The 17579-nt window shown below is 68.2% G+C and carries 19 protein-coding genes and 1 pseudogene; 9 read left to right on the forward strand and 11 right to left on the reverse strand.

Features of this window, described 5'->3' with window-relative positions:
* Position 1: 1 nt before the first annotated feature.
* Positions 2–268 (reverse strand): annotated as a pseudogene (locus tag QRN56_RS13990) (tyrosine-type recombinase/integrase); the annotation flags it as partial.
* Positions 190–1293 carry a CBASS cGAMP-activated phospholipase gene (locus tag QRN56_RS13995; RefSeq protein ID WP_285104195.1) on the reverse strand — a complete coding sequence of 368 codons (1104 nt, stop codon included), beginning with the start codon at positions 1291–1293 and terminating at the stop codon, positions 190–192. The pseudogene QRN56_RS13990 and the gene QRN56_RS13995, both read right to left, overlap by 79 nt.
* Before the next feature lie 261 nt (positions 1294–1554).
* Between QRN56_RS13995 and QRN56_RS14000 the strand changes: the two genes are divergently transcribed.
* Positions 1555–1842 carry a DUF1905 domain-containing protein gene (locus QRN56_RS14000; protein WP_285104197.1) on the forward strand — a complete coding sequence of 96 codons (288 nt, stop codon included), beginning with the start codon at positions 1555–1557 and terminating at the stop codon, positions 1840–1842.
* A gap of 221 nt (positions 1843–2063) precedes the next feature.
* On the opposite strand, the gene QRN56_RS14005 is transcribed toward QRN56_RS14000, so the two are convergent.
* The 3 genes from QRN56_RS14005 to QRN56_RS14015 form a co-directional block, all read right to left on the reverse strand.
* Positions 2064–2882: an SDR family oxidoreductase gene (locus QRN56_RS14005; protein ID WP_285104199.1), complete on the reverse strand. Its 819-nt coding sequence runs from the start codon at positions 2880–2882 to the stop codon at positions 2064–2066.
* A 114-nt stretch (positions 2883–2996) separates the two neighbouring features.
* Positions 2997–3815 carry an SDR family NAD(P)-dependent oxidoreductase gene (locus tag QRN56_RS14010; protein WP_285104201.1) on the reverse strand — a complete coding sequence of 273 codons (819 nt, stop codon included), beginning with the start codon at positions 3813–3815 and terminating at the stop codon, positions 2997–2999.
* A gap of 95 nt (positions 3816–3910) precedes the next feature.
* Entirely contained in the window at positions 3911–4942 is a 1032-nt protein-coding gene (locus QRN56_RS14015) for a type 1 glutamine amidotransferase family protein (protein WP_285104203.1), read from the reverse strand.
* 136 nt (positions 4943–5078) lie between these two features.
* On the opposite strand from QRN56_RS14015, the gene QRN56_RS14020 reads away from it, so the two are divergent.
* Entirely contained in the window at positions 5079–5675 is a 597-nt protein-coding gene (locus QRN56_RS14020; protein ID WP_285104205.1) for a TetR family transcriptional regulator, read from the forward strand.
* A 608-nt stretch (positions 5676–6283) separates the two neighbouring features.
* On the opposite strand, the gene QRN56_RS14025 is transcribed toward QRN56_RS14020, so the two are convergent.
* Entirely contained in the window at positions 6284–7195 is a 912-nt protein-coding gene (locus QRN56_RS14025; RefSeq protein WP_285104207.1) for a MerR family transcriptional regulator, read from the reverse strand.
* Positions 7196–7356: 161 nt separating this feature from the next.
* Between QRN56_RS14025 and QRN56_RS14030 the strand changes: the two genes are divergently transcribed.
* Entirely contained in the window at positions 7357–7926 is a 570-nt protein-coding gene (locus QRN56_RS14030; RefSeq protein ID WP_285104209.1) for a dihydrofolate reductase family protein, read from the forward strand.
* Positions 7927–7955: 29 nt separating this feature from the next.
* On the opposite strand, the gene QRN56_RS14035 is transcribed toward QRN56_RS14030, so the two are convergent.
* Complete coding sequence (locus QRN56_RS14035) at positions 7956–8762, reverse strand: hypothetical protein (RefSeq protein ID WP_285104211.1); 807 nt, start codon at positions 8760–8762, stop codon at positions 7956–7958.
* Positions 8763–8922: 160 nt separating this feature from the next.
* Between QRN56_RS14035 and QRN56_RS14040 the strand changes: the two genes are divergently transcribed.
* Positions 8923–9282, forward strand: a complete 360-nt coding sequence (locus QRN56_RS14040) for a hypothetical protein (RefSeq protein WP_285104213.1) — start codon at positions 8923–8925, stop codon at positions 9280–9282.
* Between the two features lie 74 nt (positions 9283–9356).
* On the opposite strand, the gene QRN56_RS14045 is transcribed toward QRN56_RS14040, so the two are convergent.
* The 3 genes from QRN56_RS14045 to QRN56_RS14055 form a co-directional block, all read right to left on the reverse strand.
* Complete coding sequence (locus tag QRN56_RS14045) at positions 9357–10982, reverse strand: sensor histidine kinase (protein ID WP_285104214.1); 1626 nt, start codon at positions 10980–10982, stop codon at positions 9357–9359.
* A 133-nt stretch (positions 10983–11115) separates the two neighbouring features.
* On the reverse strand, positions 11116–11952 hold the full coding sequence (locus QRN56_RS14050) for a class II glutamine amidotransferase (RefSeq protein ID WP_285104216.1): 837 nt from the start codon (positions 11950–11952) through the stop codon (positions 11116–11118).
* Between the two features lie 180 nt (positions 11953–12132).
* Positions 12133–13044, reverse strand: coding sequence for a LysR family transcriptional regulator (locus QRN56_RS14055; protein ID WP_285104218.1), 912 nt, complete (start codon positions 13042–13044; stop codon positions 12133–12135).
* A 204-nt stretch (positions 13045–13248) separates the two neighbouring features.
* On the opposite strand from QRN56_RS14055, the gene QRN56_RS14060 reads away from it, so the two are divergent.
* The 5 genes from QRN56_RS14060 to QRN56_RS14080 all read left to right on the forward strand — a co-directional run bounded on the left by QRN56_RS14060 (position 13249) and on the right by QRN56_RS14080 (position 16764).
* A complete protein-coding gene (locus tag QRN56_RS14060; protein ID WP_285104220.1) occupies positions 13249–13983 on the forward strand; it encodes an SDR family NAD(P)-dependent oxidoreductase in 735 nt (244 codons plus the stop codon).
* Positions 13984–14025: 42 nt separating this feature from the next.
* A complete protein-coding gene (locus tag QRN56_RS14065) occupies positions 14026–14649 on the forward strand; it encodes an NADPH-dependent F420 reductase (protein ID WP_285104222.1) in 624 nt (207 codons plus the stop codon).
* Positions 14650–14741: 92 nt separating this feature from the next.
* Entirely contained in the window at positions 14742–15686 is a 945-nt protein-coding gene (locus tag QRN56_RS14070) for an SDR family oxidoreductase (protein ID WP_285104224.1), read from the forward strand.
* A gap of 48 nt (positions 15687–15734) precedes the next feature.
* On the forward strand, positions 15735–16358 hold the full coding sequence (locus QRN56_RS14075) for a maleylpyruvate isomerase family mycothiol-dependent enzyme (protein ID WP_285104226.1): 624 nt from the start codon (positions 15735–15737) through the stop codon (positions 16356–16358).
* Between the two features lie 115 nt (positions 16359–16473).
* Positions 16474–16764 carry a hypothetical protein gene (locus tag QRN56_RS14080; RefSeq protein ID WP_285104228.1) on the forward strand — a complete coding sequence of 97 codons (291 nt, stop codon included), beginning with the start codon at positions 16474–16476 and terminating at the stop codon, positions 16762–16764.
* Here the strand turns inward: QRN56_RS14080 and QRN56_RS14085 are convergent.
* Entirely contained in the window at positions 16761–17525 is a 765-nt protein-coding gene (locus tag QRN56_RS14085; protein WP_285104229.1) for a hypothetical protein, read from the reverse strand. The two genes, QRN56_RS14080 and QRN56_RS14085, sit on opposite strands and share 4 nt — an antisense overlap.
* Positions 17526–17579 lie beyond the last annotated feature (54 nt).

Raw genomic sequence — 17579 nt, forward strand, 5'->3', positions numbered from 1 at the left:
GTCAGGCGGCCTGTTGCTCGCCATCGGTCGCGGCCTCGTTGGTCTTCGCCGTGGCCGCAGGAGTTGGCCGGGTGCTCATGACGAGGTCGATCGCTGTGCGAGTCTGCTCCTCCTCGTCAGGCCAGAGGTGCGAGTAGGTGTCCAGGGTCTCGCTCGCGTTCTTGTGGCCCAGTCGTGCCTGAACCGCCTTCACGGATGAGCCGTGGCGGATGAGCAGGCTCGCGTAGTAGTGGCGCAGATCGTGGAAGGTGTAGCCCGAGAGCTTCGCCTCCTTGAGCGCACGCTTCCACGTCTCCCAGAACGCCGAGCGGCGCAGAGCACCGTTCTCGGTGTTGGTGCTGTGTGATCGATGAACTTGGCGACATACTCCGGACTGAGGTTGCGACTCACCGTGGCGGCGTAGCCCGCTACCTTGGCGGCGTCGATGCGGTCAAGTGCAAACAGGCTTTGTGGCACAGTGGCGTTTAAGCGGACGAAGTTGTCGAAGCCGATCAGGTGTTGTGCTAGACCATTGTTGCTGTGGCTACTCGCAGTAAGGATGGTGTTTACTGCGGCAGTGGCCCATCGGCCGATCCCGGCGTTATCGAGTCGGTCAGAGTGGTCGGTGAAGGGCACCATCGTCCCAATGCTGAGAACCCGAATCGACTCTAGTGGGACGCCGAGCATGCTCTTGGCCTCGCTGATGGCGAATACCGACGGATTGTTGGCGAAGACCCCGCCGTCAATTAGCTGCGAAGAGTCGGCCGTCGCCGCTGGGAAGTACGTCGGTGCAGCCGATGTGGCGAGCGCGACGTCGACCATCTTTACGTTTCGATCTCGAACGAGTCGTTCGCTATGTGGCGTCTTGAAGAGGTGCACCTCGCCGCTCTGGACGTTCCAGGAGGGTACAAGCAGTCGCTTGCTGCTTTCGCCAAGCAGACGGTCACCGAACACCTCGACCAGAGCTTCGCGGAGGGCGTTACCCGAGTAGCTGGGCCGCACCAGGCGACTGGGGCGCCACTTGCGTCGCCTGCTGCGGGGGAAGACTTTGGTGATCAGTTCGAGGTAACGGTCGGCAATCTCAGCTGGTGGCAGACCGGCGCCTAGGCATAGTGCCACGATGCCGCCGGCTGAAGTGCCTGCGATGAGGTCAAAGCGGTCGACAACCCTGACGCCGTGGTCTTCCTCGAAGCGAGCGAGGACACTTGCGGTGAATAGCGCTTTAGCGCCACCGCCGTCGAGCGAGAGGATTTGGAACCGGTCGCCTGCGTAAGCTTCAGGGGTCGGGCCCGTGGAGGAGTACCGGTTGGCCATGCGTATCTCCTCCCGCCGAGCGTCCTAAGCGGTCGCTGCCGCTACCAGCAGCGTCTCCGCAGCCAGCTAGTCACATGATGCTGCGTGTCCACAGAGCGGTGGCATGGAACTCCACTAGCGTGGCGACCACGTCGCGAAGGGAAGGTCTCGGCGATGTCGACATAGCGGCTCTCAGCGACCAGTTGGCGCGGGGAGTGCTGCCGTTGGTCAGCGACGGGCGCTGGCCGTGACATGCGATGGCGGTCCGGGCACACTGCTCGAATGGAGTGGGCATTCAGCGGACCTGTGGTCGAATGGCGCGGCCCGGCGCCGTACCTCTTCGTCGCGATCCCCGAGGGCGACAGCGACGACATCCGTGAGGCCGCCCGCGACGTCGTCTACTGGGGCCAGGTTCCGGTGATCGCCACGATCGGACGGACCGAGTTCACGACGGCGCTCTTCCCCAGGGACGGCCGGTACCTGCTCCCGGTCAAGGTTGCGGTGCAGCGCGCGGAGGGCGTCGGCGAGGGGGACATCGTCCAGGTTGCGATGCGCGTCGTCCGGCGCTGACCCGGTCAGGTCGCCGGGACTGCACCAGGCGCCGGGGTGATGAGGGCGTGGCTCGGTTGCTGGCGGATCGCCGGAGACTTCTGACCCGGATCACTCGGACCCAGGCTTCACGCTGCGGGTGAGGAGCCCGGGCGGGGGTGCCGCCCGGGCTCCCTCAGATGCCGGCGGTGCGGGTGCACGCCGTGGTGTGGGCGTGTCATGGCCCGCGGGCCGGGCGCCTTCTACTTGCCTTCTGCGGCCTTGGACACGTGCGCCCACTCGGCCCACTCGGCCAGGCGCTGCTGGTAGACCTGCGGTGCCAGCTGCGTCGGCCCCTCCCCGAAGAACACGCGCAAGGGCGGCTCCTCGGCGTCCACGACCTGGAGGATCGCGGACTTGAAGCCGACCGGCTCCGGGAGTACGACCTGCGCCAGCCGCGCGGCCATGTTCTCGTGCAGAGCCGCGTACGCGGGATGCGTGTCGGCGACGACGGCGGAGGCACCGGACCAGTCGGTGGCGAAGCCGCCGGGCTCGACCAGGGTGACCTTGATGCCGAAGCCGGCCACTTCCTGGGCGAGTGCCTCCGTCATCCCTTCCAGTGCCCACTTCGAGGCGTGGTAGCCACCGAGGGCCGGGAACGCGGCGATGCCGCCGATGGTCGAGATCTGGATGATGTGGCCCGCGCGCTGCTCGCGGAGGATCGGGAGGACGGCCTGCGTGACATGGAAGACGCCGAACAGGTTCGTCTCGAGCTGGTCACGCAGCTGCTGCTCGGTGATCTCCTCGACCGTTCCGAAGAGCCCGTAGCCCGCGTTGTTGATGACGACGTCGATCCGCCCGAACGTCTCGTGTGCGGACTTCACCGCAGCGAACACCTGGTCGCGGTCGGTGACGTCGAGCTGGACCGGGAGGACGGCGTCGCTGTACTGCTCGACCAGGTCGCTCAGGGTGTCCGTGTTGCGGGCGGTCGCTGCGACCTGGTCGCCACGCTCGAGGGCGGCGAGGGCGAATTCGCGGCCGAAGCCTTTCGACGCGCCGGTGATGAACCAGACGTTGCTCATGATGTAAACCTCCTGTTGGTGTGGACGGCCACCCGCAAGGGGGAGGGCTGTCCGGATTGTTTTGAGTTCGTTGTGGGTGGGCCCTACGTGTCATGGCCTGAGGGCCGGGCGTTCCTACTTGCCTTCCGCGCCCTTGGACACGTGCGCCCACTCGGCCCAGGTCTCCAGGCGCTGTTGGTACACCGCGGGCACCCACTGGGAGGGCTGCTCGCCGAAGAACACACGCAGCGGCGGCTCCTCGGCATCGACGAGCTGGAGGATCGCCTCGCCGACAGCCCCGGGGCCGGGCGCCTGGGCGGAGGCGCCCATCTCGTTCAGCGACGCGTGCAGGGGGCCGTAGGCGTCCTGGCGGTGCGCGGTGAAGACCGACGAGCTCGCGAAGTCGGTGGCGAAGGCGCCGGGTTCGATCATCGTGACTTTGATGCCGAAGGCCGCGACTTCCTGGGAGAGCGCCTCGCTCAGGCCTTCCAGCGCCCACTTGGAGGCGCTGTAACCGCCCGTGCCGCCGAAGGTGGCCACCCCCATGGCCGAGGAGATCTGGACGATGTGGCCGCTGCCCTGCGCCCGCAGGACGGGCAGTACCGCCTGGGTGACGTGGAAGACGCCGAACACGTTGGTCTCCAGCTGGTCGCGCAGCTCCTGCTCGCCGAGTTCCTCCACGGCGCCGATCAGGGAGTAACCGGCGTTGTTGACCACCACGTCCAGCCGGCCGAACCGCTCCTTGGCCGCCGCGACCGCCTCGAACACCTGCGCACGGTCGGTGACGTCCAGATGCAGCGGCAGCACCGCCTCACCGAACCGCTCGACCAGGTCGGTCAGCGTTGTGGTGTCCCGGGCGGTTGCCGCGACCTGGTCGCCGCGCTTCAGGGCGGCGAGGGCGAACTCGCGGCCGAAACCGCGCGACGAACCCGTGATGAACCAGACCTTGCTCATGACGTAAAAGCTCCTGTGGGTATGGACGGCCATCCGCACGCGTATGGCGATCCGACGATCTTTGAGTTCGTTGTGGAGGTGGGCGGCGGTAGTGGCTACTTGCTCAGCTGCTTGTCGCCGGCGCGGAGGGCGGTGCGGTTGCTGGTGAGGATGCTGCGCAGCTTGGTTGTCTGCCGGTCGATGGCCTGCGGGCCGTTGCCGGTGAGCAGCCGCACGGACGGCTCGTAGGCCAGTTTCGGCGCGGCCCCGTTGCGCACGAGGGTGAAGCCGGCTTCCTTGATGGCCTGGTCGACGAAGTAGGTCAACCGGGTCTTCTTGCCCGGGACGTGCGGGTAGAGGAACCGCAGCGCGAAGATCTCGCCCATGGTGGGGACGGTCGAGATGGGTGTGCCCGCGAACGGGTTGTCGCTGACGGTGTAGGGGCGGCCCTGTGCGTCGACGCGCTGTCGGGTGGAGGTCACCGCGATGGGTGCGTGGCAGATCAGCGAGATGGTGACGTCGTTCTCCCGGGCCAGGTGGAGGGTTTCGCCGACCCACGGGTTGTCGCGGAAGTCGACCATAGGGGCGTGACCGCCGGGGGTGTGGATGAAGTCGAAGTCGGCGAAGGTGAACGGGTCGGCCTGGTCGCGGTGGCGCCCGACGAGTTCGGGCAGCGAGTGGAAGGTCCCCTCGGGCAGCTTGTTGAGGCGGCGGAGCAGCTCGGGGCGGTACTCGGCCAGCTCCGGCTCGCTGTTGGGCAGCAGCTCGGAGACCGGGATCCGGCCGAGGTGCCGCTCCAGCAGCCGGACCTCCTGCTCGCGGCGGGCCACCATATCGGGGTGGCGCTCCCGGAAGCCGCTGACGGTGAACGAGCTGCGGCGCTGCTCCATGCGCAGGGGCATGGTCCTGGCGCCGACCTTCTCGACGGCGTTCACCGCCAGCGCCATGCCGTTGATGTCGAGCTGTGGGGCGTTGCCGTCGGGGGTGGCGAAGGTGAACTCGTAGTCGTTCTCGAACTCCTTGAGTACCTGAGCCATCTCGACCAGGAAGAACCCGGTCGAGATCGACGTGACCTCGGCCGGCTGGGCCAGCGGCAGCTGTCGGGCCGACGAGATGAGGATCAGTGCGCGGCGCTTGGTGGTGGGCATGACGTTGCTCCTTCTGGATGCCTTCGGCCGGGATGAGGGGGGCTGGCCGCCCATGTCACGCATCGGCTCTCTGGCTACTGTACGTCAAAGATGTCACTCGGTGTCAAGAGTGCGCCTGCGTGGTATTGTTATCGTCATGCAGCGCGATCCACTCCCGGTCCGGGAACGCACCCGCCGGGCCGTCCGCGGCGAGTTGACGCAGCTCGCCGTTGACCTGTTCGTCGAAAAGGGTTACGACGAGACGACCATCGACGATCTGGCGGCGGCGGCCGGTATGTCCAAGCGCACGTTCTTCCGCTACTTCGCGTCGAAGGAAGAGCTCGTGATGGGCAAGTACGAGGTCCTTGGTGAGCAGCTCGCCGAGGACCTGGCCGCCCGCCCGGCCGGCGAACCCATCTGGGCGTCGCTGCGGCAGGTGTTCGGCCGGGTCGCCGAATACTTCGAGAGCGAAGCCCGGGGAGCCACAACGATCGCCATGGAGAAGATCGTGCGGGACCATCCGACGCTCAACGCCAGCTACCTCGACCGGGTGTCCCGGATGCAGGAGCTCGTGCTCAAGGAGACACGCACTCGCACCGGCTGGCTCGATCCGGCCGACCCGCGCGCCGCGGCCATCGTCGGCGCCGCCTTCTCCTGCCTCATCGCGGCCGGGACCACGTGGCTCACCACCAACCAGGCGCCGCCGTTCGGCGATCTGCTCGACCAGGCAATGGGCGCCATCCAACCCACCTGACCCGCGTGGCCGGCACCAGGGCGGACATCGACACCGCCATGACTCCGGCCTGCTCTGCTGAGCGGGCGGAAGGCCGACGCGGCTGCTGGGCCTTTGCTCAGGACCGTGCCAGCGCGCCTGCGATCAGCGTGGCGACGGCGCTGTCCAATGCGACCAGGGCACCTGGAAATCGCTCAATGCAAGTCTGTGCGCCGTGTGAGTGGGGAGCGGCCGGGTACACATCGGGTACACATGGCCGCCGTCTGAGCCCATGCGGCGCCACTCCCACCAACGCAGCGTGACACCGTGAGATCCTCGAGATTCCAACGATCTCGCGGTGCCCAACCAGTTCGTCGGACACCGCGAGACATACCGTGACAGCCCGCGGGAGAACCCGGCGTACAGACCGGCTCGTCCGCTTTTAACGCTCTGACCTGCCCAGAGGTCGTCGCCGCGATCCAGGTTTCAACGCATCGTGATCCCTTGTCGAGACCGGACCTGACCGACGAGCGAACGACTGACGCTGCTGACTGAGGGTTGCCGGCAACACCGGTGACCGCCCGTTCGGTCGGTCAGGAGGTCTTCACCACATCGGTCATCGGTTGTGCGGACAGCACGGTACGTCAGCCCTACCCGACGGCGCGTCGTGACTCGTGGGCCGCGAGTTCCTCGGCCAACTGCATGCAGCGCAGGCGGGCGGGGGAGAAGCCGTAGGGCATCTTTCCGGTGGCTTCGAACGCGCTCATGGACTCGTGCCCCCTGCCAGTGGCTTGGCCTGCCTCGTTCGTACCCTCATCGGCGGTAGCGGGGTGCAACGCGTCCCAGGAGTCGAAGAGCGCATCGTCGCTCTGCGCCAGGCCGGAATCCTCGATGACGGCATGCAGCGCCAGTTCGAAGGCGTGCCGTTCGGCAGCCACCTGTGCCACGCGGGGGTCGTCGACAGCGATCGTGTCGTCGAGTGCCTCCTCGGCGGCATCAACGCGGTCGGACTCCTCCCGCAGACCCGGGTGGGTTGCCAGGGCGATGTAACGGGTGGCGTTGACGGCCGCACTGAGCGGGCCGAAGATCCGCTCGATGACCAGCAGGTTGTCCAGGTCCGCCTGGCGCAGGGAACCCTCGGGCAGGCTCTTGAGGCGGCTGGTGACGAAGTCGGAGAGCAGGCCCATCCTGCTGCCCTCGGTGCGCATGCGCTGCACGGCGGTCCGCTGCCGCCGCAGCTCTGCTTCCTGGGCGACGAGGGTTTCCTCCAGCCGTTCCAGGATGCTCGCGACGTCGTGGTCGCTGTCGGCACCTGCAGGTGCCGTGTCGGCGAAGGCGTCACGGACGTCGTCCAGGGCGATCCCGGCGTCGGCCATCTTGCGGATCCACAGCAGCCGGATCATGTCTTCGTAGCCGTAGTGGCGGCGGTCGTCACTGCCCCGCTCAGGCTCGGGGAGCAGGCCGATCTCGTGATAGTGACGGATCGCCCGCGGTGTGGTGCCGACGAAGGCCGCCGCGTCACCGATCTTCACGTGGCGCGGCGGGATGAACGACGAATACATGGGCAGGGCCTTCCTCAGTGGGCGGGACGTGGGTCAACCGGACCACATACCGCTACGAGAGGTGCAACTCCAGGATCGGGCACGATGAGAAATGGCGCCGATAGTCGTCTGAGCTGAGTACGGTCCGGTGAACGCGGGGCGCATCAAGGGAGAGCAACAAGATGAGACCACTCCGATACTCGATCAACGTCACACTCGACGGTTGCTGCCACCACGAGGCAGGGCTCCCCCCGGACGAGGAGTCGATGCGCTACTGGACCGCTGAGATGGAGCGAGCCGATGCCCTGCTCTTCGGCCGGGTGACCTACGAGATGATGGAGTCGGCGTGGCGGAAGCCGGCTACAGGGACGTGGCCCGACTGGATGGGTGAGTGGGAGACCCCGTTCGCCGAGGCCATCGACCGGGCGAAGAAGTACGTCGTGTCGAGCACGCTGAGCGAGGTCGACTGGAATGCCGAGCTGGTGGGAGGCGACCTGGGTCAAGCGGTGCAGCAGCTCAAGCAGGAGTCAGGCGAGGGCCTGTGGGTGGGTGGCGTGACGCTGCCCCTGGCGTTGGCAGATCTGGGACTGATCGACGAGTACGAGTTCGTTGTGCAGCCGGTCCTCGCCGGACACGGGCCGACGTTGCTCGCCGGTCTGCGCGAGCGCATCCAGCTCGAGCTCGTGGACCGCCATGAGTTCCGGTCGGGGGCGGTCGCCATGCGATACCGGCCCACGCAAGCAGCGGCTTGACGTGATACCCGACGTCGAGGGACGAGAGTTCAGGGACGCGCGAAATAGATGTCGTCCTCGGATCCGTACTCGCCACCGGCGTGGACCTCGACCCCTGATCCGAGCGTCGCGTGTACGTCCGGCACGAGGTCGGGCGCCATGATGATCTCGTCCGCGAGCGGGCCGGTGAGCTCGGGCGGGTGTCCTGCGGCGCCCAGGGCCTGAGCGATGGCCGCCGCCGCCACGGTGGCACCACCAGCGCTGCGGTACAGCGCCTCCTGGTGCTGCCGTTCGAGCACCGGTGCAACCTGGTCGGGCTGTTCACCTTCCGCGTCAGGTCTGATCTCGTGCCCGGCACGGATCACCTGACGCAGGCCGCCGGGGCCGACCATCACCTCCAGGCCGGCCTTGAGCACACTGCCGAGAGGCCCGAAGTTGAGCGTGATGCTCAGCGGACTGCCGTAGGACATGCTCCGCACGGCGATCGCGTAGTCGGCCATGTACTGCACGGCGTCTGCCGCAGGCACGATGATCGGCAGGTTGGCTGCCTCGGCGATCTTGTGCGGATAGGCGACGTCGATCCCCGAACCGCCCAGCGCCTGTGGCCCGAGCGCTCCACGGCGATGTACCGCCGCCCGGTCGACCAAGCCGGCCATCATCGTGGAAGGCCCCAGGACGATGCCACCGCGTGCCGCAGGCCGTCCCTCGAAGGCCAGCGCGACTTCTGAGGAGAGCGCCAGATGACCGGCGGCGATCGCAGCCGCAGATCGAACCCACGCCTTGGGCAGGTAGGTCGCCGTGGAACCCGACAGACCACGCAGGGCACCAGGCATCGTGAGTATGACGTCAGCCGACATACTCGGATGCTAGAACCAGGTGCCGTGATCGGCAGCGGACCCACGGATGAACTTCTCCGCCTGACCAGACGCCTCCGCGACCTGCGAGAGCGACGTACGGGCCTGGCACCCACAGTCGGTGGTTCTATGCTCGGAGGACCCAAGACCCGAGGTGGGGCTCATGCACCGTCTGTCAGCGCACGACCTGCTCGCGCTCGCGTATGGCGTCGCTTTCCCCGCTGCACCCGACCGGACGAGCCTCCTGAACGTCCAGGACAGCTCGGGGACCCGCGGCGCGGTGCTGGAGATCTGTCCCTACAGCTTGAGGATGGTCGATCGGGCCGATCCGGAGGCTTCCTACGAGTGGCAGTTCAGCGGCCCGGACGGTCTCCAGTCCGCCGCACGATTCGGGACGGAAGGGCAGGCCCACCGAGTCGCCAGGGACTGGGTCGTCGAGACCGTGACACGCGGCATGAAACCCTCGACAGTGCAGCTGGACGCGATGCGTGCCAGGAAGCAGACCGGACTCGGCGCAAGATAGCCGTTGACCAGCAGCTGCCGGTGATCGCGTCATGAACGAACTCGGCCGGCAGAGGCCATGACGCGGAGGCAGGGTCAGCTCTGGGACAGGGGGACCCGCCACTCCAGGCGAGTGCCGTTCGCCCCGGCCGGCTGAACACTGAGCGCACCACCGAGGTCTGCTGCCCGCCGGGCGAGGTTGCGTAGCCCGCTCAGGGGAACGTCGGTAGGAATGCCGACTCCGTCGTCGGCCACGGTGAGGACGACGTCGTCCAACGCCACCAGGCGTACCGAGACTGTCCGCGCGTGCGCATGCCTGGCGACGTTCGACAACCCTTCGCGCAGGACAGCGACGACATGATCCGCGATGTTTGGTGGGACAGCAGCATCGACGGGGCCGTCGAACCGCAACCGGGGCGCGTAGCCCAACCGGCTGGTTGCCGCATCGATCTCCGCGTAGACCCGTGATCTCAGGCCCGCCTGTCGTGAGCCCGCACCTTCGGGCTGCAGCCTGTGCACCGTGGTCCGGATCAGGGCGATCGTCTCGTCGATCTCGTCGACCGCCCGGCCGATCCGTCGTGCGTGATCATCGTCGAGGTCGCGGCCGGCGGCCAGCAGCGACAAGCCGGTCGCGTACAGGCGCTGGATGGCGAGATCGTGCAGGTCGCGCGCGATGCGCCCCCGGTCACGCTGCACGGCGAACCGCTCGACGTCCGCTCGATGCTCCGCCAGCTCCAGCGCAACGGCCGCCTGAGCCGCGAAACCCTGCAACGCCTCGACGACGAGGGGCGCGAACGGCACCCTGCCGCCGTACCTCCCGATGGCCAGCACCCCACGCGTACTGCTTGGCTCTCCCAGCGGAAACGCCAGGAGGGCGCCGATCTCACGGCGCAGATCGAAGGAGAGCTGGGCGCGTTCGTCCGCCATGGCGTCGGGGGCGACGCTCGACCCATCCGGCTCGAACGCGGCGCCCGAGAAGGTGCTACCCGGCGGGAGCATGACGCCGACCAGTCGCTTGGCCTCGGCCCCCGACGCGGATCTCACAACAAGGCGCTTTGACTCGGGCTCCGGCCTGGCGATGACCGCGAGATCCGCGTCTGCCACGTGCAGGGCACGGTCCGCGATCAGGGCGTGCAAGTCCTCCTGTGAGTGACCGGCGAGCACCCGGCGGGAGATCTCGTCGTTTGCACGTGCCGACTGCTCCCGCAGGCGCGACTCCTCGTAGAGGTGAGCATTCTCGATGGCGACGCTCGCTCCGGCGGCCAGTGCCTCCAGCAGCCGCTCGTCCTCATCGGTGAAGTCGCCACCGTCCACCTTCTGCGTGAGATACAGATTGCCGAACGCCGTGCCGTGCACACGTAGCGGCACCCCGAGTAAGGACCGCATGGGCGGATGATTGGCCGGGAAACCCACGGATGCCGGGTGTGCCGAAAGATCATGCAGCCGCAACGGCACCTGGCGCCGGATCAGCTCGCCCAAGATTCCGCGCCCCGTCGGGTAAGGGCCGATGGCCCCGACCTGCGCGGCTGAGAGCCCGACCGTCAGCAACCGGGCGATGCGCCCGTCGTCGCCCAGTACGCCGAGTGCCACATACCGCGCCCCGACCAGCTGAGCAGCGACCGCACTGATCTGATTCAAGACGGCTTCAAGATCAAGACCGCGTCCAAAGTTCGCCATGGCATCAAGCAGGAGCTTGGTTCTCTCGCGGGCATGTTCTGCCACAGCGCCCTCCTGGGTGACAGCCCCCTGCGTCTTCCACAGTAGCCACCACAGGGCCTCCGGGCCCCTCTGGGGTGATGACCGCAGGGCCCCGGATCAGGGCGCGAGAGCGTTCGCGGGGTGGTCGCTCCGGCCGTCATCCCAGGGCATGCGTGGGTGAGAATTCGCGAAGCTCCTCGCGGCCGCCATGGACGACGAGGCACGTGGACTCCGGCACCTCTCGCCATGCTCCGCGCAGGTCCCCCAGCGGTTCGGACACCACGAGCCGTGCGTCGTTGGAGAGCTCGTGCAGCACGGGGTTGTCGGGGTACTGGAATCGGAGCGTGGAGATGTCGGTGCTGTGGAACAGCGACCGAGACTTGCCCACGCTGGAGTAGCGGAACGCCCACGTGGTGGTCCCGTCGGTGGTGGCCACCGTCATCTGGATCGGGTGCTCGATGCCGTGGCGTCGCCCCGTCTCCTCGATGAGGCCGACTGCTCGGGCCACTGCTTCGGGTGGGTCCTCTTCGAGTCCGAAGGTCAGGGCCAGGAAGAAGAACAGCTCGGAGTCCGTCGATCCCTCGATCTCCGTGTAGAGGGCAGGATCGACGGCCAGGATCAGGTCGCGCTTCAGCACCGTGAAGTCCGTGATGGACCCGTTGTGCATCCAGAGCCAGCTGCGGTGCCGGAAGGGATGACAGTTGGTCTGCTGCACCGCCGTGCCGGTCGATGCGCGGATGTGAGCGAAGACCCGCCCGGCGGATGCGTGGGCTGAGAGCTCTCGCAGGTTGCGATCGTTCCATGCGGGCTCGGTGCTGTGGTAGATGCCTGGTTCCTCCAGGGCGCCGTACCAGCCGACACCGAAACCGTCACCGTTGATGGTCTCCACGCCCAGGCGTGAGTGCCTGCTCTGCACCACCAGCGAGTTCTCAGGTTTGTAGAGAAGATCCTGCAGAAGCACCGGCGAACCTGAATACGCGAGCCAACGACACATCTCGACCTCACTCTCGGCGCCAGTATGCGCCCGGGACGGTCCCCGCGAGTCATCCGAAACGGGTGAGGTCGAGCGCGCAACCCGTCGGCCGAACCCGCCGAGGAAGGACCGCGCTCAGCACCTCGTCTCGTACCGGTTCATGGCCACCCCGCCAGGAGACGTCCGCGTCTCCGCGACCGGTCAACTGCGCCGTGAAACGGCGTCGTTCGCACGTTGCCACATCTCGTAGTTCCCGCATTCCGCCGTGATCTCAGCCGTCGCCTGAGCCGCGGCGAAGAAGTCGTCGGCCATCGGCGAGGTGCGCGACGCCGCCATGGCCAGGTATATCTGCTCGGGCGCCAGATCCGGGACGGGCACGTAGCTGATGTCCGGACGTGAGTAGAACACGGTCTCCGAACGCCCCACGAACGAGATACCCCGGCCGGCCGCGACGTGCTCGAGCTTCTCCTCGACCCCGCGCACCCGGAGCCCGGAGTCGGGGTGCGGGCGCCTGGTGGGCTGCGTGCTCGCGTCGGCGTGCCAGACCAGCGGCTCGCCGGCCAGGTCGGCCTCGGTGACCTCCTCCTTGCCGGCCAACCGGTGACCGGCGGGCAGCACCACCATGAGCGGCTCGGTGTAGAGCGGTGTCAGGCGCAGTCCGGTCTCGTCGATGGGCAGCCGCACATAGCCGACGTCGACGCGGCCGTCGAGCAGCATCGGCGCCTGGTCGTCCCACTCCATGCGCTGCACGTCCACGACGACGTCCGGATGCCGGGCCTCGAACTCCCGCGCCGCCGGGATGACCGGTATGCCCGCCCGAAAGCCGACCACCAGCCGCCGGCTGCCGCGGGCGGCCGCGGACACCCGGCGCCGGACCGCGTGCGCGGAGGCGAGCAGCGGACCGGCGTCGTCCTGCAGCTGTCGACCCGCGTCGGTCAGCGCCGCGCCGTGGCTGTCCCTGGTGAACAGCGTGGCGCCGAGATCGTGTTCGAGCGCGCGGATCTGCCGGCTGAGCACCGGCTGCGCGATGTGCAGCTCCTCCGCGGCGCGACCGAAGTGCAGCGTGTTGGCGACGGCGACGAAGTAGCGCAGCTTGCGCAGGTCCAGATCCATGGGCCCTCCCGGTCCGGCAATGCCCCCAAGGTATCACCGCGGCTGAAAAGGGTCTTGGACGGCACGTTCGCGCCAATGGCATCGTTCATGAGGCCGAGCGAATTCGGCACAAGATTCCCGCACAAGAATTCGACGCCGGAATTCGGCAACCGGAATTCGGGATCGGGATCTGATCGCAGTATCCATCAATTCAACGGAGTGATAGTGGGAAAGCTCGATGGCAAGGTAGCGGTGATCACCGGCGGATCCACCGGAATGGCACTGGCGGGCGCCAAGCTGTTCGTCGAGGAGGGAGCGCACGTCTTCATCCAGGCCCGGCGGCAGGAGGCGCTGGACGACGCCGTCAGGCTGATCGGCCGCAACGTCACCGCCGTGCAGGGTGACGCGGCCGAGCTGGACGACCTGGACCGCCTGTACGACACCGTCAAGCGGGAGAAGGGCTCGATCGACGTGCTGTGGGCCAGCGCCGGGATGGGCGAACCCGCCGCCCTCGGCGAGATCACCGAGGAACAGTTCCACCGTGCCTTCTCGCTCAACGCGCGCGGCACCCTGTTCACCGTGCAGAAGGCGCTGCCGCTGATCAACGACAACGGCTCGATCCTCATGACCGGGTCCAACGCCTCACTCGGCGCCTTTCCCGGCTGGAGTCTCTACGCGGGGAGCAAGGCCGTCCAGCAGGCCTGGGCCCGCGTCTGGCTCAACGAGCTGCGCGACCGCAAGATCCGGGTCAACGTCCTGACCCCCGGCCAGGTCGCCACGGCCAAGCAGGAAGAACTGTTCGACGAGGCGACCAAGGCCGCATTCGAGTCCCTCATCCCCCGCGGAACGATGGGCCGCCCCGAGGAGATCGCCGCCGTCGCCCTGTTCCTCGCCTCCGACGACTCCAGCTACGTCAACGGCCTGGAACTGGTCGCCGACGGCGGCACCACCGCCATCTGAAGCACGCACCAGGAACCACGCATCGGGAAGAGAGCACAACTCATGAGCAGCATCACCCTCATCGGTACGGGAAACATGGCCCGTGCCATCGGCACGCTCGCGGTGGCGGGCGGCAACACCGTCGAGGTCATGGGACGGGATCAGTCCAAGGCCGACGACCTGGCCAGGGTTCTGGGCGGCGGCGCGACGGCGGGCAAGTGGGGCGCCGTCCCGGCCGGGGACATCGTCATCACGGCGCTGTTGTACGACGGCGTCGTCCCGGTCGTCGCCGAGTACGGGGACGCTCTTGCGGGCAAGATCATCGTCGACATCAGCAACCCCTTCAACGCCACGTTCGACGGGCTTGCCCACGGCGAGGAGACCTCGATCGCGCAGGAGGTCGCCAAGGTGGCCCCGGCCGGCGCGAGTGTGGTGAAGGCCTTCAACACCATCTTCCGCAACGTCCTGGAGAACGGCCGGCCCGACGTCTTCATCGCCGGCGACGACGCGCAGGCCAAGGTGCACGTGGCCACGTTCGTCGAGAGCCTCGGGCTGCGCCCGCTCGACGTCGGCGGCCTGAGGATGGCGCACTGGCTGGAAGGGATGGGCCTGGTCACGGTGAGCCTCGCCGGCAACGGGGTGGGCCACTGGGGCTTCGCCCTCGGCGTCGACGAATTCACGGGCTGAGCGCACTTCCACCAACATCTGTTGCGCCAGTTCACCTACCCGCATCACACGCCCGCACAACTCATCCCGCACAACTCATAAGGAGCAGCAGCGTGCGCGTCTTCGTCGCCGGCGGGACCGGCCACTCCGGTTCGTACATCATCCCCGAGCTCCTCGCCGCCGGGCACGAGGTCACCGGCCTGGCCCGGTCGGACACGGCCGCGGCGGCCCTGTCCGCACTCGGCGCGAAGGTACGCCGCGGCGATCTCCAGGACCTCGACGTGCTCAAGGAGGCGGCCGCGGACTCCGACGGCGTCATCCACGTGGCGCACCGGCAAGACCTGCTTCCGTCCGGCGGGATCGACGCCGTGACCGCCGCGGAGCTCCCGGTCGTGCTCGCGTACGGCGAGGCACTCGCGGGAACCGGAAAGCCGCTGGTCGCGGCGGGGAGCATCGGCTCGCCCGGGAACGGGCGGAACCTGGGCCGGCCGGCCACCGAGGAGGACCCGGCCCTTCCCGTCGGCGACGAGCACAAGGGCACCCTGCGGGCCCGTAACGTCGTGGAAGCCGCCGTGGTCGGACTCGCCGAGCGGGGAGTGCGGTCCTCGGTCGTGCGGATCGCCAACATCGCGCACAGCACGACCGATCGTGCCGGCTTCCTCCCCATGCTGATCGCGCTCGCGAAGGAGAAGGGCTTCGCCGGTTATCCCGGAGACGGCGCGAACCAGTGGAACGCCGTGCACGTCCGCGATGTCGCCTCCGTGTTCCGCCTGGCGCTGGAGACGGGCCCAGCCGGCAGGTACTGGCACGGAGTAGGGGACGGGGGCATCTCGGTCCGCGAGATCGCCGAGGCCATCGGCAGCCGCTTGGGTCTGCCCGCTGTGAGCGTGCCCCTGGACGAGCTGGTGCTGCCGGGGTATTTCGGGTTCCTCACGAACGTGGTCACGCGGAGCTACCCGGCGTCCAGCCTCATCACCCGCCGGACCCTCGGCTGGGAACCCGCTCAGCCGAGCCTGCTCGCCGATCTGGACAACGGCCATTACTTCCCCGCCGGATGAAGGCAGGGCCCCGATCACAAGACGTACCCCGCTCCTAGACTGTCCGCCATGACTCGACCGTCGCAGATCCAGGAGCGGGAGCACGCGGCGCTCGTCGCCGACCTGCGCATGCTGACGCCGGAGCAGTGGCGCTCGCCGACGCTGTGCGGCGACTGGGACGTCGAGGACGTCGTCGCGCACCTGGGTGCCGCGTCGACGCTGACGTTCTGGGGCTGGCTGCGCAGCATCGCCGGTGCCCGCTTCGACGCCGACGTGCACAACCAGCGGCGGCTGGAGGAGTTCCGCGGGGACTCGTCGGCGCAGACGCTGGAGCGCTACGCCGTATTCGGGCCCATCGCGCTCCCCCGGAAGGAGAGCGTGGGCGGGCTGGGCGAGCTGATCGTGCATGCCGAGGACATCCGCCGGCCCCTGGGGCTGGAGCACGAGCCGGACGCCGAGGGCCTGATCCTGGTCGCGCGCTTCTTCGCGGCGAAGGACTTCGCGGTGAACAGCAGGTCGCTGGTCAAGGGGCTCCGGCTGACGGCCACCGACGCGGAGTTCCGGACCGGCGACGGGCCAGTGGCAAAGGGTCCGCTGCTCTCCCTGGTCATGGCGATGGCGGGACGGCGCGAGGCGCTGACGGACCTGGAGGGTGACGGCGTGCCGGTGCTGAGCCGGAGACTCGGGGTCTGACGCCGGCATCGCCCAGGGTGCGTGTTGCCCGGACTCGACAGCCGGCTCGGCTCGTGCGCTTCTCGAGCCATGACTTCCGTCGATTCCCGGGCGGTTCGGTGGCACGCTTCACCCCATGAGTGACGAGACGGGCGGAGCCCCGAAGGCCGCGTCCCCGAAGCAGGTTGTGCACAGCTCGGCCAGCTCGCTCACGATCGGGCTCTGCCTGGTCCTCGGGGGCGGGGTCGTCTTCTTCCTGGTGGGCCTGCTCGCCAGCACGGCCAGCGGAGCTGGAGTCTCGCTGTTCCTGTTCCTCGGGGGTGCGGCGATCGTCGTCGGCGTCGTCCAGCTCGTCGTCGGCGTCTACCAGCTCGCCGACAACGTCGACCGGGCGGCGAAGGCAGTGATCAACGGGCAGCGGCGCTAGCTCGACTCCCAGACCACGAGGTCGAAAGCGACGGTCTCGGCGGCACGGTCGACCGCCGCGATGTGCGCGTACGCGGTACGGCGCTCGTTGGTCTGCACGCAGAGGTGCATCCCCTCGGTCACCGCGTCCGAGGCGATGGTCTGCTGCCAGGTCGTCTGCGCCTCGCAGTCCGCCCGGCTGGGCACTCCGCTCATGATCGTGAGGCGCGCGCCCTCGACGCCGGCGTCGCCGTAGCAGAGGTCCTGGGGGACCGACGCCGCGCCCCAGCCGGCCGACGTCGTGTCCAGGTCGAGGCAGGTGTGGAGCATCACCTGGACGGCGGCGTCCGTCTCGCGCCTGACACCGGAGACGACGGCGGAAGCGCCCCCGGCGGAATCGTCCTGCGTGCCGTCATCATTCCCGGCGTCGGTCCCGGCGCTGTCGTCCGCGCTCGCCTGGTCATTGAGGCGATCGATCTCCTCGCGCAGCTCCTGGTTCTGCGCTTCGAGGTCGTCGAGCTCGGCCCGCTGGCCGTCGTTCTGGTCGCGCAGGGCGGTCAGCTCGTCGTCGAGCCGGCCGTTGGCCGCCTCCAGGTCCTTGATCGTGGCTTCGAGCACGCGGACCTGCGCCCCGGAGTCCGACGTGCCCGGGGCGAACAGGTTCTCGCCCCAGGCCGTCGCCACGCCGCCGAGCACCGCGGCGGCGACGGCCGCCACGACGGCGACCGAGTGCTGGCCGAACCAGCCCGCCCGGCGGCCCGGCGAACTCTCCTGCGTGTCCACCATCGTGAGGATACGGGCATATGCCGCGAAAGCGAGGGCTCGTCGAGTGAGCGC

Origin of the sequence: Promicromonospora sp. MEB111, from assembly GCF_030209445.1 — a bacterium.
Lineage (GTDB): Bacteria > Actinomycetota > Actinomycetes > Actinomycetales > Cellulomonadaceae > Promicromonospora.

Coding starts and splice junctions, on each gene's coding strand:
- QRN56_RS13995 (WP_285104195.1), bottom strand. CDS start 1,293: ATGGCCAACCGGTACTCCTCCACGGGCCCGACCCCTGAAGCTTACGCA.
- QRN56_RS14000 (WP_285104197.1), top strand. CDS start 1,555: ATGGAGTGGGCATTCAGCGGACCTGTGGTCGAATGGCGCGGCCCGGCG.
- QRN56_RS14005 (WP_285104199.1), bottom strand. CDS start 2,882: ATGAGCAACGTCTGGTTCATCACCGGCGCGTCGAAAGGCTTCGGCCGC.
- QRN56_RS14010 (WP_285104201.1), bottom strand. CDS start 3,815: ATGAGCAAGGTCTGGTTCATCACGGGTTCGTCGCGCGGTTTCGGCCGC.
- QRN56_RS14015 (WP_285104203.1), bottom strand. CDS start 4,942: ATGCCCACCACCAAGCGCCGCGCACTGATCCTCATCTCGTCGGCCCGA.
- QRN56_RS14020 (WP_285104205.1), top strand. CDS start 5,079: ATGCAGCGCGATCCACTCCCGGTCCGGGAACGCACCCGCCGGGCCGTC.
- QRN56_RS14025 (WP_285104207.1), bottom strand. CDS start 7,195: ATGTATTCGTCGTTCATCCCGCCGCGCCACGTGAAGATCGGTGACGCG.
- QRN56_RS14030 (WP_285104209.1), top strand. CDS start 7,357: ATGAGACCACTCCGATACTCGATCAACGTCACACTCGACGGTTGCTGC.
- QRN56_RS14035 (WP_285104211.1), bottom strand. CDS start 8,762: ATGTCGGCTGACGTCATACTCACGATGCCTGGTGCCCTGCGTGGTCTG.
- QRN56_RS14040 (WP_285104213.1), top strand. CDS start 8,923: ATGCACCGTCTGTCAGCGCACGACCTGCTCGCGCTCGCGTATGGCGTC.
- QRN56_RS14050 (WP_285104216.1), bottom strand. CDS start 11,952: ATGTGTCGTTGGCTCGCGTATTCAGGTTCGCCGGTGCTTCTGCAGGAT.
- QRN56_RS14055 (WP_285104218.1), bottom strand. CDS start 13,044: ATGGATCTGGACCTGCGCAAGCTGCGCTACTTCGTCGCCGTCGCCAAC.
- QRN56_RS14065 (WP_285104222.1), top strand. CDS start 14,026: ATGAGCAGCATCACCCTCATCGGTACGGGAAACATGGCCCGTGCCATC.
- QRN56_RS14075 (WP_285104226.1), top strand. CDS start 15,735: ATGACTCGACCGTCGCAGATCCAGGAGCGGGAGCACGCGGCGCTCGTC.
- QRN56_RS14080 (WP_285104228.1), top strand. CDS start 16,474: ATGAGTGACGAGACGGGCGGAGCCCCGAAGGCCGCGTCCCCGAAGCAG.